The 13,859-nt window shown below is 69.5% G+C and carries 11 protein-coding genes; 7 read left to right on the forward strand and 4 right to left on the reverse strand.

Translation table 11 applies throughout. The features are described from left to right. Positions 1 to 69 precede the first annotated feature (69 nt). Positions 70 to 3,912: a hypothetical protein gene (locus tag BJY22_RS31270; RefSeq protein WP_167213930.1), complete on the forward strand. Its 3,843-nt coding sequence runs from the start codon at positions 70 to 72 to the stop codon at positions 3,910 to 3,912. Between the two features lie 772 nt (positions 3,913 to 4,684). Here the strand turns inward: BJY22_RS31270 and BJY22_RS31275 are convergent. Further along, positions 4,685 to 4,945 carry a hypothetical protein gene (locus BJY22_RS31275; RefSeq protein ID WP_167213933.1) on the reverse strand — a complete coding sequence of 87 codons (261 nt, stop codon included), beginning with the start codon at positions 4,943 to 4,945 and terminating at the stop codon, positions 4,685 to 4,687. A gap of 621 nt (positions 4,946 to 5,566) precedes the next feature. Between BJY22_RS31275 and BJY22_RS31280 the strand changes: the two genes are divergently transcribed. Continuing rightward, entirely contained in the window at positions 5,567 to 6,247 is a 681-nt protein-coding gene (locus BJY22_RS31280; RefSeq protein ID WP_167213936.1) for a hypothetical protein, read from the forward strand. Between the two features lie 54 nt (positions 6,248 to 6,301). Here BJY22_RS31280 and trpD read toward each other — a convergent pair whose 3' ends face one another. Genes trpD through BJY22_RS31295 form a run of 3 tightly spaced genes read right to left on the reverse strand, consistent with a single transcriptional unit; the run spans position 6,302 to position 8,735 of the window. Next, positions 6,302 to 7,345 carry an anthranilate phosphoribosyltransferase gene (trpD, locus tag BJY22_RS31285; protein ID WP_167213937.1) on the reverse strand — a complete coding sequence of 348 codons (1,044 nt, stop codon included), beginning with the start codon at positions 7,343 to 7,345 and terminating at the stop codon, positions 6,302 to 6,304. A 6-nt stretch (positions 7,346 to 7,351) separates the two neighbouring features. Next, positions 7,352 to 7,771, reverse strand: a complete 420-nt coding sequence (locus BJY22_RS31290; protein ID WP_167213940.1) for an Rv3143 family two-component system response regulator — start codon at positions 7,769 to 7,771, stop codon at positions 7,352 to 7,354. 46 nt (positions 7,772 to 7,817) lie between these two features. Next, positions 7,818 to 8,735, reverse strand: a complete 918-nt coding sequence (locus BJY22_RS31295; RefSeq protein WP_167213943.1) for a cytochrome c oxidase assembly protein — start codon at positions 8,733 to 8,735, stop codon at positions 7,818 to 7,820. Between the two features lie 31 nt (positions 8,736 to 8,766). Between BJY22_RS31295 and ctaE the strand changes: the two genes are divergently transcribed. The 5 genes from ctaE to BJY22_RS31320 all read left to right on the forward strand — a co-directional run bounded on the left by ctaE (position 8,767) and on the right by BJY22_RS31320 (position 13,736). Continuing rightward, on the forward strand, positions 8,767 to 9,480 hold the full coding sequence (gene ctaE, locus BJY22_RS31300) for an aa3-type cytochrome oxidase subunit III (protein WP_202891342.1): 714 nt from the start codon (positions 8,767 to 8,769) through the stop codon (positions 9,478 to 9,480). Next, positions 9,477 to 10,343 (forward strand): cytochrome bc1 complex diheme cytochrome c subunit, encoded by an 867-nt coding sequence (gene qcrC, locus BJY22_RS31305; RefSeq protein WP_167213948.1) that lies wholly within the window; start codon positions 9,477 to 9,479, stop codon positions 10,341 to 10,343. Before ctaE ends, qcrC begins: the two co-directional genes overlap by 4 nt. A gap of 50 nt (positions 10,344 to 10,393) precedes the next feature. Beyond that, positions 10,394 to 11,386 carry a cytochrome bc1 complex Rieske iron-sulfur subunit gene (qcrA, locus tag BJY22_RS31310; protein ID WP_420371437.1) on the forward strand — a complete coding sequence of 331 codons (993 nt, stop codon included), beginning with the start codon at positions 10,394 to 10,396 and terminating at the stop codon, positions 11,384 to 11,386. A 5-nt stretch (positions 11,387 to 11,391) separates the two neighbouring features. Next, positions 11,392 to 13,056: a cytochrome bc1 complex cytochrome b subunit gene (gene qcrB, locus BJY22_RS31315; protein WP_420371423.1), complete on the forward strand. Its 1,665-nt coding sequence runs from the start codon at positions 11,392 to 11,394 to the stop codon at positions 13,054 to 13,056. 320 nt (positions 13,057 to 13,376) lie between these two features. Further along, positions 13,377 to 13,736, forward strand: coding sequence for a hypothetical protein (locus BJY22_RS31320; protein WP_167213957.1), 360 nt, complete (start codon positions 13,377 to 13,379; stop codon positions 13,734 to 13,736). Positions 13,737 to 13,859 lie beyond the last annotated feature (123 nt).

A 13,859-nucleotide genomic window follows, 5' to 3' on the forward strand; every position in this document is an offset into this window, starting at 1 on the left:
GAACGTCTGGGGTCAGTTCGTTGCCGACAGGGTCCGCGCGTACGCGCCGACGGTCCGGCGAGGACGCGGATGAGCAACCCACCCGTCGGCTGGTACCCCGACCCCACCGGCCAGCCCAACATGATCCGCTTCTGGAACGGCGAGAAGTGGACCAACAAGACGGCACACGAGGACCAGGCCGCCGAACTCGCGGCCGAAACCGCCGACCCCAGCCACCCAGCTGACCCGAGCGACCCCGCCCAGCCCAGCCGGCCTGCCGACCACCCCCAGGCCGCCGAGCCAAGCCGGCCCACGACCCCCGCCGACACGTCACCCGCCGCCGACCCCGACACCGCCGCGCGCCCAGCCACCCCGCCGACCGCTGCCCCCACCCACCCGCGACCGGCCGAGCAGCCGCAGCCGCAGCCGCAACCAGCCGACCAGCAGCCATGGTCAGCCGAGCAGCCCCAGGCCCAGCCGTGGTCAGCAGACCAGCAGCCGCGGTCAGCCGAGCAGCAGTCGTGGTCAGCGGAGCAGCAACCGCAGTCCGGCCAACAGCAGGCCTGGCCGGCGCAGCAGCCCGACACCGCCGCAGCGCAACAACCCGCCTGGACGGCGGACCAACAACCGTGGTCACCCACCGACTTCACGTCATACGACCAACCCGGCCCCGACACCGACCAGCCCCAGCCAGCCGACCAGCAGCCATGGTCAGCGGAGCAGCAACCGCAGTCCGGCCAACAGCAGGCCTGGCAGCCGCAGCAGCCCACCACACCTGACGCTGCCCCGGCACAACAGCCGGCCTGGTCGGCGGACCAGCAGCCGTGGTCACCTACCGACTTCACGTCGTACGACCAACCCGGCCCCGACACCGACCAGCCCCAGACCCAGCCACAGCCAGCCGACCAGCAGCCATGGTCAGCCGAGCAGCCCCAGGCCCAGCCGTGGTCAGCCGAGCAGCAACCGCAGTCCGGCCAACAGCAGTTCTGGCCGGCGCAGCAGCCCAACAGCGCCCCGGAGCAACAACCTGCCTGGTCGGCGGACCAACAGCCGTGGTCACCTACCGAGTTCACGTCGTACGACCAACCCGGCTCCGACACCGAGCAGCCCCAGGCCCAGCCGCAGTCAACCGAGCAGCAGTCGTGGTCAGCGGAGCAGCAACCGCAGTCGGGCCAACAGCGGGCCTGGCCGGCGCAGCAGCCTGACACCGGCCCGGCACAACAACCTGCCTGGTCGGCAGACCAACAGCCGTGGTCGCCTATCGAGTTCACGTCGTACGACCAGCCCGACCCGAACTCCGAGCAGACCCAGGTCCAGCCGTGGTCGGGGCAGGAACAGTCCTGGCCCGCGCAGCAGCCGACCGATTCCACACCACAACAGGCGTGGACGGCCGACCAGCAACCGTGGTCACCCACGGAGTTCACGTCGTACGACCAGCCCGACCCCAACGCCGAGCAGACCCAGGTCCAGCCATGGCCGGGACAGCAGACTGGTCCTTCACCCGACCTCGAGCAGACCCAGCAACAACCGTGGCCCGCCCAGCAGGAGCCCTGGCCGGCGCAGCAGCCCAGCGCGCACGAGCAGGCGACAACGGGCGCACACGAGCCCGCGCAGCACCAGGCGTGGACAGCAGACCAGCAGCCCTGGTCAGCAGACCAGTTCACGTCCTACGACCAGGCCGAACCCGCCCAGCAATCCCCGACAACCCACGCAGGCCCGACCCAACCCGGTCCCGCACAGTCCGGTCCCGCACAACCCGGCCCGGCGCAACCCGGTCCGGTGCAATCCGGTCCGGTGCAGTCGTCCGCCGTGCAGTCCCGGGCTGTGGGTTCGCAGTCCGCTCACCCGGCTGAGTCTGATCAGTTGCAGGTGGGGCGGCAGGGTTCTGCGCAGCCTGTGGGTGAGACGGGGGCGTCTGGTCTGGGGCTGCGCTCGATTCAGCCCGCCGGAGGCGGTGAGCCTGCTCGATCCGACCAGGGCGACGCGGGCGGTTGGTGGCAGCCGGCGGCGACCCCGCAGCTCTGGGACGCCCAGCCCGGCAACGACCTGGCCGCGAACGGCGGACCACACCTGCGCGCCGTCTCCCCCGACGAGCAGGCACAAGAGGCAACCCAGCCGATCAGCGTCGCGCAACCCGACGTACAGACTCCGGCCCCAGCCGACCAAGGCCCAAGCCCCGCCGAACGCGCCCGCGCGACCTGGGGCGCCCCGGAGCTGGCCCCCGCACCGCCAGAGCACTGGACCCAGCGCGAAGTCGCTGCGGATCTCGAGGCAGAAGCAGCAGCAAACGCCCAACAGGAGGACGAGCCCAGCGGCTGGACTCTCAGGCTCGCACCAGACCCGACCGACGACCCAGCCGAGGCCCCCTCCTCGCCAACCACCACCGCGACGCAGACAGCCGACGCAGCGCAGGCAGCGGACGCGGCTGCTGCGAATGCTGCTGAGCTGAAGGCAGTGCAAGCGGCCGACGAGCAAGCGGACCAGTTGGCGGCCGAGGACGCCGAGGCTGGTGCGCAACTGCAGCCTGACTGGGGCAGCCAGGCCGGCGACGAGCAGGACCAGCAGTCGAGTGACGTTCCGGCATGGGGTGTCGAGGGCCAGGACGACGAGGACCTGCAGACACAGGAGAGGGCCGGCCCGCTCTGGACAGTGCCCGAGGCAGCGGACCCGCCGCAGGAGCAGCCGATCCAACTCTGGGGCGACCAGCAGCCCAGCACCGGCGACCAGAACCAGAGCTGGAACGGACAGCAGCCCGGCAACCAGGACCAGTCCGGCGGGCAGCAGGCCGGGCAGCCGTGGGGTTCGCAGCAGAGTGCGGCGGGCAGCGAGGCACCACCGGCTGACAACGGCTGGGGTGTCGCTGACCAGCACGGCGTACAGGAATCCGGCCTGTGGGGGCAGCAAGCGACTGCGGACACCCAGCAGAGCAGCAACCAACCGTGGGGCGGCCAGACCTGGCCAGTACAGGAGGCCGGCCCTCAGCAGAGCGGCCCTCAGCAGAGCGGCAACGGCTGGGGCGACCCCCAGCAGCCCGCTCACCCGACCGCCCAACCGACAGCTCAGCCCTGGGGTGCTCAGCAAGGCGCTCAGCAGACGGCTCCGCGTGCCTGGGGTGACGACGGCAACCAGGCCTGGGGCGGCCAGACCGACCTCAGCTCCGGCGTCGGTAAGCGCGACCAGGGCAAGAAGAAGAAGTCCAAGAGTTCCGGTGGCGGCGGTCCGTTCGGCGGGAAGCTGCCGTTGGTCGTCGGCGGCGGCGTCGGCCTGGTACTGCTGATCGTGACCGCGATCGTCCTGATCACCAGCGACGGCGACAAGACGGCCACCCCCGACCCGAACGGTACGACGACGCAGAGCGCCTCCCCCACGCCGACGAACCAGTCCAGCACCAAACCCGGCCAGTCGAAGAACCCGAAGCTGCACGAGGGCATCGGGCGGATCTCGTCGGACGCGATCTCGTTCCCACGCCGGAACCCGCCGTGGTCGGATCACAAGCTGTTCGTCCCGGAGGTGCGTAACGCGGGCGGCCAGCGGATCCTGCTGCAGCGCGACGCCGCGGGCACCCGCGACGACTGGAGCGCGGACATCTTCGTCGGCGGGCTCGGCACCGGCTCCGGGTTCAACGGCGACCCGAAGGCGACGGCGGCGACGCTGTCGACCCAGTTGCAGCGCACGATGTACGGCGACATTCCGGTCACGTACAAGACGATCGCGAACGGCGCGGTGAAGCGGACCGAGAGGCCCGGCTGGTTCTACCAGCAGACCGTGACCGCGAAGTCGGCCGCCGTTCCGAACCGAGTGCTGACCCTGACCGTCGCCGTCTTCGACCTCGGCGACGGAACAGCCGTCGCGTACGTCAGCGGCATCCCGAACGACCGCCCAGACCTGAAAACGGCCGCGGCCGAGGCCTTCAAGGGAATTCAAGTTGGCTGAGAACGAGAACCAGACCCCTCCCTCCGGACACACCCCACCCCCGCCCGCCGGCGGGACACCGGGTACCCCGGAACACCCCGCCACGCCGGACAACTGGGGCCCGCCGGGCAGTTCAGCCCGCCCAGCGGCAGACCCACTGGCCGGTACACCGCAAGCACCGCCCGAACCAGGTCTTCCCGGTGGTTCAGCACGCCCGGCAACAGATCCCCTCGCCGGTACGCCGCAGGCACCCCGCGAACCTGGTCCGCCGGGTGGCTCGGCACGTCCGGCTGCGGGAGATCCGCTGGCGGGTACGCCGCAGGTTCCGCCTGCTCCTGATCCGTGGCCCGCGCGGGGCCCCAATCAGCCGGTGAACCCGGATCAGGCTGGTTCCTCGTCGGATGCGTTGTTCGGGCAGTCACCTGCTCCGGCGCCGCCTCCGCCAGCACAGGTCCGCCCACAACACGCGGCCCCGCCCCAGCAACCGCACTGGACCAGCCAACCCCGACAGCCACACGCCGGCGAGCAATTGCAGCCCGGCACGCAGCCGTCGGGACCCCTGCAGGCCGGTCCGCAGCCGGGCGCTCACCAGCCGGGCACACCGCAGCAGGGTTCACTCCAGTCGGCTGCCCAGGGGCACGGTGCACTCCAGTCGAGCGCACAAGAGCAGGGTGCGCAGGAGGCGAGCGCCCGGGGCGCACAGCAGCCGGGCTCGCACCAGCCAGGCGCACAGCAGCCAGGCACACAGCAGCCAGGCTCGCAGCAGCCGGGTTCGCAGCCGGGTGCACAGCGGTCAGACGGACAGCAGCCGCGGCCGCAGCATGCGGCTCCGCCTGCTGGTCCGCAGTACGGCGGTCGGCAGTCGCAGCCGGGCCAGCAGGGCCAGGCAGGACAGGCCGCACAAGGCCAGTCTGGGCAGGCGCAGCAGCCAGGTGGCGGGCAATCGGCTTTCGGACAGCCGGGCCTCGGACAGCCAGGAAACGGACCAGCAGGCTCCGGACAGCCGCTGGGTGGGCAAGCCCAGCCGGGACAACCTCGCGCCGGGCAGCCTCACGCTGGACAAGCTCAGGCCGGGCAGGCTCAGGCTCAGGCTCAGACTGGGCAGAACCAGGCTGGGCAAGGTCAGGCCGGGCCGGCTCACGGTGCGCCGCAGGTGGGGTCGGCTTCGGGGCAGATGTGGGGTGTTGCGCAGGCGGCGCCTCAGCAGCCGGGGCAGCGGCAGGTGGGCTGGCAGACGCAGGCGACGGGACCTCAGCCTGGTGCACCGCAGGCGGGTCAGCATCGTGGGACGCAGGGCGGTCAGCCCTCAGGTCAGCTTGGTGGATCTCACGCTGGTCAGCACGGTGCGCCGCAGGGCGGGCCAGGCGCAGGTGAGCAGGCTGGGCAGCGCGGGCAGTTCGGTGGTCAGGCCGGGCACTCAGCCGGGCAGGGCGGCGCTGGGCAGACCGGACAGGCTGGGCATTTCGCTGGACAGGGCGGGCAGTTCGCTGGACAGGGCGGGTATTCGGCCGGGCAGCCTGGGCATTCGGCTGGGGCGGCCGCGCACTCCGCTGGGCAGGGTGGGCACTCCGCTGGGCGGGGTGGGCATTCGGCTGGGTACTCCGGTGGTGGGTCGTCCGGTGGCGGGAGCGGGGTCTCGGGGAGTGGCGGGCGGGCCCGGGCAGTTGGGGCTGCGGTGTTGGTGCTGGTTGCGCTGGCGGCTACCGGGCTGAGTGTCGGCTGGGTCTGGAGCAAGGCGGACGCCGTGACCCCGGTGGCCCTGCCGACGGGCGGGAAGCCGTTGGAGACGGTGAGTCCGTCGGTGAAACCCTCCAAGACGCCGACGCCGTTCGGCAAGGTGCTCGGTACCGAGATCGTTGCTTCGAACAATGACTCGATGCCGGTGATGAGTTCGGCCTGGGGCAACACCTACGAGCGCACCGGGCTGTGGGGCGGCGCGGCGGTCTGGCTGACCGTGCACAAGAACTACGACGGCAAGGGTGGCACCTGGGGCAACTATGTCGCCTTCGGGCAGCTCCCGCCGGAGATCCCGTTCCAGAACACCCCGGCCGGCCGTAAGCAGGCCGCGATCCAGATCGGTTCCCGCGCGATCGGCAGGCTGTACCAGAACCCGAACATCCTGAAGGGCACCACCCACAAGGTGATCACGGTCGACGGTCACCCGGGGCACGAGATCGTCGCGAAGGTGGCCGTGAAGGAACCGAAGCTGAAGGAGACGTTCTCCACGTTCATGATCGCGGTCGTCGACCGCGGCGACGGTACCGCGGCCGTGTCGATCGCCGACCTGGCCGGCTCCACCCCGGCCTGGCAGAACGTCTGGCGCTACAAGGTCACCCAGATCAAGGTCAAGAAGTAGCGGAAAAGGCCGGCGAGGACACCCTCGCCGGCCTTTCACCACAAATCAGCAGGATCAGCCACGCACCTCGGCGCAGGCAGCGATCCACCGCTCCAGCGTGTCCTTCGCGGCACCGGAGTCGATCGCCTCGGCGGCCCGGTCCATCCCGGTCCGGATCCGCTCGGTCACGCTGCCGGCTTCCGGCGTGTACGCCGCCAGCGCCGCGCCGGCGTTCAGCAGTACGACGTCCCGCACCGCCCCCGGCTCGCCGTCGACGAGCGCTCGCACCACCTTGGCGTTGTACGTCGCGTCCGCGCCCTTCAACGCATCCGCGGACACCGGCTCGATGCCGAGCTCCCGCGGGTCCAGCGTGACCGGCCCCTCGACCTGGCCACCGCCGACGATCCACACCTGCGACGTCGTCCGCGTGGTCAGCTCGTCGAGTCCGTCATCGCCGTGGAACACCAGCGCGTCGATCCCGCGCCGCGCGAGCACCCCGGCCATCAGCCCGGCGATCCGGCCGTCGCCGACGCCGACCGCCTGCGCCGACGGGTTCCCCGGGTTCGCGAGCGGTCCGAGGAAGTTGAACGTCGTCGGCACGCCGAGCTCACGGCGCGGTACGGCGGCATGCCGCAGCGCCGGATGGAACGCCGGGGCGAAGCAGAACGTGATCCCGGCCCGCTCCCCCACCTCGGCCACCTGGTCCGCGGTCAGGTCGAGCGGAATGCCCAGCTCCTCGAGGACGTCCGCGGCACCGCAGGCCGACGACGCCGCGCGGTTGCCGTGCTTCAGCACCTTCGCGCCGGCGCCCGCGGCGACGATCGCGGACATCGTGCTGATGTTCACCGTGTGGGCTTGGTCACCACCGGTACCGACGACGTCCAGCGTCCGGCCGGGCACCGAGATCCTGGTGGCGAAGTCGCGCATGGTCGCGACCAGGCCCTCGACCTCGGTCACCGTCTCACCCTTGGACCGCAGCGCGATCACGAAGCCGGCGAGCTGTGCCGGCGACGCCGCTCCGGACAGGATCTGCTCCATCGCCCACGCGGTGGCGGACGCCTCCAGGTCCTCACGCCGCAACAGCGGATTGAGGACCTGCGGCCACGTCGTCACGGTCATCGTGCGTCAGGCGGTGGTCGCGGGCAGGCCGGCCACGCGCTGCCGGAGCAGGTCCGCGGTGACCTCGGCCAGCTTGATCGGGTCGATCGGGTGCGAGACCGCGCCCTCGGCCCGGGACCAGGTCGCCAGCCAGGCGTCCTGCGGGCGGCCGGTGATGACGAGCACCGGCGGGCACTGGAAGATCTCGTCCTTCAGCTGCCGGGCGATCCCCATGCCGCCGGCCGGAACGGCCTCGCCGTCCAGGATGGCCAGGTCGATCCCGCCCTTGTCCATGGTCTTGATCACGGCCGGCTCGGTCGCGCACTCGACGTACTCGAGCTCGGGCAGATCGGCCGCGGGCCGCTTGCCGAGGGCCAGCCGGACGGACTCCCGCGTCGTACGGTCGTCGCTGTAGACCAGGACCTTCAGCGGACGCTCTGAACTCATCGATCCATCCCAAGCTGTGTTCTAAAGAAGACTGGACACCGGAATGCTACCGGGGTGCCTGTTCAGCCCGGCGAGCCTGTTCCTCCAACCGGTCCAGGCGCCGGTCCTCGCGGCGCGCCTCGCGCTGCGACTCGCGCACCCACTGGACGAACAGTACGGCGAAGAACACCAGCCCGACGATGTCGCCCGAGCCCCACAGCAGACCGCCCGCGATGTACTGGTCGCGCACCGGCGACGGCGACCAGGCCCGGCCGAAGCTGGTGTACCAGTCCTCGGCGATCAGCTTGTCCGCCGACATGATCGTGATGCCGAGGAACGCGTGGAACGGCAACGTGAGGAACGTCATCAGCATCCGGAACGGGTAGATCACCCGGCCGGGCACCGGGTCCAGTCCCAGCAGCGGCCAGAAGAACAGCGAGCCGACGAGGACGAAGTGCAGGTGCAGCAGGTCGTGGAGCACGGCCGACCGGAGCGTCGCGTCGTACCAGCCGGAGAAATACAGCACCCAGGGGCTGACGACGAAGAGCGTGAAGCCGATCAGCGGGAAGCAGATCAGCTTCGCGAACCGCGAGTGCAACACGGAGAGCAACCACTTCCGCGGCCGTTGCGGCAGCGTCCGCAGCGCCAGCGTGACCGGCGCGCCGAGCGCCAGCGCGAGCGGTGTCAGCATCGACAGGATCATGTGCTGGACCATGTGCACGCTGATCAGCACCGTGTCGTAGGCGCCGATCGCCGACTGGGTGGCGATCACCGCGCTGCCCAGCCCGACGCCCACGAACGCGAACGTCCGGCCGCGGGACCACTTGTCGCCGCGTTTGCGCAGCCTGTGGACGCCGTACAGATAGAGCGCGCCGATCAGGACGATCACGCCGAGTAACACCGGTTCGAAGGTCCAGCCCGTCAGCAATCGGAGCGGCGTGAGCGGCTCGATCCGGTCGCCCGGTGTGGCGTGAAGGGGAAGCACGCTTCCACAGTAGGAACAGCCCGTCGGCGACATGCACGGGGGTGGTCGTAGCGCTGAACGCGCGGACCGACATAATGACCGCGTGGCCACTGCAACCGCGCTCCCAGCGTCCCGTGAACACGGACACCACGACCGTCCCAGCATGGTCAGTGTCGGCACGATCGTCTGGCTCTCGAGCGAACTGATGTTCTTCGCCGCCCTGTTCGCGGCGTACTTCACGATCCGGTCGGTGACGACCGCCGCCGCGGCTCCGGGGACGGAGACGCTGTGGCAGGTCATGACGGAGCACCTGAACGTCCCGTTCGCCTCGGTGAACACGTTCATCCTGGTGGCGTCGTCGTTCACCTGCCAGGCCGGCGTCTTCGCCGCCGAGCACGGCAAGGTCGGGCGCTCCGGTTCGCTGCTGAACATCCGGGCCTGGGGCATGCGTGAGTGGTTCATCCTCACGTACCTCATGGGCGCGGTGTTCATCGCCGGCCAGGTGACCGAGTACGCCGAGCTGATGCACGAGGGCGTCTCGATCTCCTCGGACGCGTACGGCTCGGTGTTCTACCTGGCCACCGGGTTCCACGGTCTGCACGTGACCGGCGGCCTCATCGCCTTCGTGTACGTCCTGGCCAGGACGTACATGGCTCGTAAGTTCACCCACGAACAGGCCGTCTCGGCGATCGTCGTGTCGTACTACTGGCACTTCGTCGACGTGGTCTGGATCGCCCTGTTCGCGACCATCTACCTGCTCAAATGAGTGAGAAGAGACATCCCTTGTCACCGGCGCGCTTTCTCTCCGCGCGACGACGGCACCGGTCCGCCGGCCTCGTCGTGCTCCTGTTCGGCCTCCTGGCAGTGGGCTCGGCGTACGCCGCCTTCGCCCCTGACAACGCCGTGGCCGACAACTCGGCCCAGTCGCAGCAGATCGAGGAGGGCAAGAAGCTCTTCGCGGTCGGCTGCTCCAGCTGCCACGGCCTGAACGCCGAGGGCGGCGGCAACGGCGAGGGCCAGATGGCCGGCCCGTCACTGATCGGCGTCGGCGCCGCCGCGGTCGACTTCCAGGTCGGCACCGGCCGGATGCCGGCCATGCAGCCCGGTGCGCAGGTCCCGCGCAAGGCCCCGGTGTACTCGGAGGCGGAGATCGAGGCCCTGGCCGCGTACGTCGCCTCGCTCGCCCCCGGCCCCGCGGTCCCGGCCTCGGAGTCGTACGACGTGAGCAAGGCCACCGACGAGCAGGTCACCCGCGGCGGCGAGCTGTTCCGCACCAACTGCACGGCGTGCCACAACTTCGCCGGCAGCGGCGGCGCGCTGCCGAACGGCAAGTACGCGCCTTCGCTGATGGGCGTCGACGAGAAGCACATCTACGAGGCCATGCTGACCGGCCCGCAGCAGATGCCGGTCTTCTCCGACCAGGTCATGCTGCCGGAGGACAAGCGCGACATCATCGCGTACCTGAAGGCGCTGGAGAACCAGAAGGACCCGGGCGGCTTCGGCCTCGGCCGGCTCGGCCCGGTCTCCGAGGGTCTGTGGGGCTGGTTCGTCGGAATCGGCCTGCTGGTGGGCGTAGCGGTCTGGATCGGCGCCAAGGGCGTCAAGGCCAAGGGAGCGAAGGCCAAGTGAGCGAGAAGAACCTGCCGGCGAAGCCGGAGGAGCACCACGGCGACGTCGAGGTGGCGGAGCCGATCCCGGACCCGGGTATCGAGCCGCACGAGCCGCGGATCACCGACATCGACCCGAAGGCCGCCGACCGCGTCGAGCGCCAGGTGTCGGGGATGTTCGGTCTGGCGACGCTGCTCGTGCTCGGCTCCTGCGTGGCGTACTTCGCCATTCCGCGGGACTCGATCATCGAGTTCGGCCCGCTGACCGGCAACGCGAACAACATGACCATCGGCCTGTGCATCGGGCTCGCGCTGTTCCTGATCGGGGCGGGCGCGATCCAGTGGGCCAAGAAGCTGATGGTCGACGAGGAGATCGCCGAGGACCGGCACCCCGCACACTCCTCGCCGGAGCAGATCGCCGAGATCAGCGAGTCGTTCAAGCAGGGCACCGCGGAGTCGGGCTTCACCCGGCGCAAGATGATCCGCAACTCGCTGATCGGCGCGCTCGGGGCGCTCGGCCTGCCGGCCATCGTGCTGCTCCGCGACCTCGGCCCGCTGCCGGGCCGGGCGCTGTACAACACGATCTGGGCGAAGGGCATCCGGGTCGTCAACGACGTCACCGACCGCCCGATCAAGCCGTCCGACCTGGTCGTCGGTCAGCTGGTCAACGCGCAGCCGGCCAACCTGGCCGAGCTGCAGGAGGAGAGCGCGGCGGAGTACCAGAACGCCAAGGCGAAGGCCGCGGTGATCGTGGTCCGGATCAAGCCCAGCGAGATCCGCACCAAGCCCGGCCGGGAGAACTGGGGCATCGACGGCATCCTGTGCTACTCGAAGATCTGCACCCACGTCGGCTGCCCGATCTCGCTGTACGAGCAGACCACCCACCACGTGCTCTGCCCGTGCCACCAGTCGACCTTCGACCTCGCCGACAGCGCCAAGGTCGTCTTCGGCCCTGCGGCCCGGCCGCTGCCTCAGCTACCGTTGGCAGTGGACAGTGAGGGCTACCTGGTTGCGCAGAGCGGCTTCACCGAGCCGGTCGGCCCGAGCTTCTTCGAACGAGGGTGACAACAGTGTCGACAAACACAGAGTTCCCTGGACCGGTCAAGTGGATCGACGATCGCCTCGGCATCGCGAAGATCGGCAAGAAGAACCTGCGGAAGGTCTTCCCGGACCACTGGTCCTTCATGCTGGGCGAGATCGCGCTCTACAGCTTCATCATCCTGATCCTGACCGGCACCTTCCTGACGTTCTGGTTCAAGCCCTCGATGGCCGAGATCGAGTACCAGGGGTCGTACAGCCTGCTCAAGGGTCTGCACATGTCGGAGGCGTACGCCTCCACGCTGGACATCAGCTTCGACGTCCGCGGCGGTCTGCTGATGCGGCAGATCCACCACTGGGCGGCGGTGCTGTTCATCGCCGCGATGATGGTGCACCTGCTGCGGATGTTCTTCACCGGCGCGTTCCGCAAGCCGCGTGAGCTGAACTGGGTGATCGGCTTCACCATGCTGTTCCTCGGCATCATCGAGGGCTTCATCGGCTACGGCCTCCCCGACGACCTGCTGTCCGGTACCGGTCTACGGATCACCAACGGCATGATCCAGGCGTCACCGGTCGTCGGCACGTACATGAACTTCTTCATCTTCGGCGGCGAGTTCCCCGGCGACGACTTCGTCTCCCGGTTCTTCATCGTCCACGTGCTGCTGATACCCGGAATCATCCTGGCGCTGGTCACGGTCCACCTGTTCCTGGTCGTGTACCACAAGCACACGCAGTACGCCGGTCCCGGCCGGACGCAGAAGAACGTGGTCGGCTACCCGCTGTTCCCGGTGTACACGGCCAAGGCCGGCGGCTTCTTCTTCGTGGTCTTCGGCATCACCGCACTGATGGGCGCGCTGCTGCAGATCAACCCGGTCTGGCTGTACGGGCCGTACAACCCGGCCGAGGTGACCGCGGGATCGCAGCCGGACTGGTACATGGGCTGGCTGGAAGGCTCGGTACGAATATTCCCCGGCTTGGAATCGAGTTTCTGGGGTATCACGCTCAGCTGGAACCTGATCATCCCGGCACTGATCGTTCCACCGGCATTCGTCACGCTGGTCGCGCTCTACCCGTTCATCGAAGGCTGGATCACCGGTGACAAGCGCGAGCACCACCTGCTCGACCGGCCGCGCGACGTGCCGACCCGGACCGGTATCGGCGTCGCCTTCATCGTCTTCTACGCGATGCTGTGGATCGGCGGTGGAAACGACCTGATCGCCACCCACTTCGGTCTCTCGCTGAACAGCGTGACCTGGTTCCTGCGGTTCGCCGTGATTCTCGGCCCGATCCTGGGCTTCTGGATCGCGCGGCGCTGGGCCATCTCACTGCAGCGTGCCGACCAGGAGCGGCTGCTGCACGGCCTCGAGACCGGCGTCATCATGCGGTCGCCAGACGGCAAGTACACCGAGAAGCACCAGCCGATCTCGACGTACGAGGCCTACTCGCTCACCGCGCGGGACCGGGTCCTGCCGCACGAGCTCGGCCCGGAGACCGACCTCAACGGTGTCCGCGCCCCGCGTCGCGCCCTGTACAAGGCCCGCGCCGCACTGTCCCGCTTCTACTACGCCGACGCCGTCCAGAAGCCGACGGCCCAGGAGCTCGAGGCGGCGCACGAACACGCGCACGACGCCGATGAGATCCACGAGCTGACGGAGGAGACGGAGACCTACCGAGAGGTCACCAGCGACCGCTCGTAACGTCGTACCGAACACGAAAGAGCCCCGGCACTCGCCGGGGCTCTTTCGCTTTATCCGAGCACGTCCGCGACCACAGTGAGGCAGTCCGCACGGCAGCTCGCCAGCCGAGGGCACCCGCGCTGTCGGAGACCTGGAGATGAGTGCTGCGGGCGTCTGTGCGGCTTCTGACGCGTTCGGGGCGCCCGGCGACCTCCAGGCGGTGGATGACGGCCGTCGTGCCCTGAGAGCTCACTCCGAACCGTTGAGCGAGCCACCTGGGCGGCCTCGACTCCAGCGCGTTCGACCTCCAGGAGCCGCACCAGCGCCAGTACGTCGGTCCCGTGCAGTCCCGTCGTACGTGCGAACTCCCCCATCGACAGCTCAAGGCCCAGGCGACCTCACGCAGCAGGTGGACGTACGGCGTTGCTCGCCCCTGGGACGTACCGGTCGAGCAACTCGTGCTCACCGACGAGTTCGGCACCACGTACGCCAACACGTGCGGTCCGGCGGACGGACCACCGGTAGTACTGCCGCCTGGTCACGTCGCCGCCTCGCCCGTGTGGTTCACGATCGCACCGCCGTACCTCGTCTACGCGATCGACCTGATCATCGACCCGGTCCGCAGTCCCAACACCAGCCGTACACCGACGACGCCGGGAAGACGCAGGGCCTCCCGCTCGATCCCCAGGTGCTCGAACTAGCCCTCACCACTCCCACCCGCCCCTGCACGCAGACGAGTCGTTCCGGCGCTGGCGGCGTACCTCGGCGACTGACCGTCAGGAATCGAGAAGCGCGCGCCTGACCCCACCTCTAGCGTGAGAGAA

This window comes from Kribbella shirazensis, from assembly GCF_011761605.1.
In the GTDB taxonomy this organism is placed as follows: Bacteria; Actinomycetota; Actinomycetes; order Propionibacteriales; family Kribbellaceae; genus Kribbella; species Kribbella shirazensis.